Origin of the sequence: Phocaeicola sp. RTP21198st1_B8_RTP21198_201120 (assembly GCF_040929485.1) — a bacterium.
In the GTDB taxonomy this organism is placed as follows: Bacteria; Bacteroidota; Bacteroidia; order Bacteroidales; family Bacteroidaceae; genus Phocaeicola; species Phocaeicola dorei.
Map to the genome: position 1 here is coordinate 1,195 of NZ_JBCOCI010000311.1, position 325 is coordinate 1,519.

1 protein-coding gene is annotated in these 325 nt (G+C 32.9%); it reads right to left on the reverse strand.

Features of this window, described 5'->3' with window-relative positions:
* Nucleotides 1-76: 76 nt before the first annotated feature.
* The coding region (locus AB5935_RS25780) for a DsbA family protein (RefSeq protein WP_368327848.1) at nucleotides 77-325 on the reverse strand (249 nt) is incomplete at its 5' end.

Below are 325 nucleotides of genomic sequence, written 5' to 3' on the forward strand. Positions count from 1 at the left end.
GATATAAAGCCTGCATTAGAAACAGATAAGTTATCTTATTCAGATTAAAGTAAAGTCTCATCTTTTATCTTTTGTGTTATAGTTCATACTCCAATAGTCTGGACAATTCTTCATAGCTGTTTGTGACGTACACCAAACGATCATTAATTATGATGGTAGGAGTAGCCATCAGCCCCCTTTCTACTAACTGATTGATGACCTTATCCATCTCCTTATATTTGTCAGAAGAATGTAAGTAGGCATCAAATTCTGTCATATTCAATCTTTTAGACTTTGCTAAGTTATATATAAAAGCGGAATCTGCTACTCCTGAATAGTTAAATAT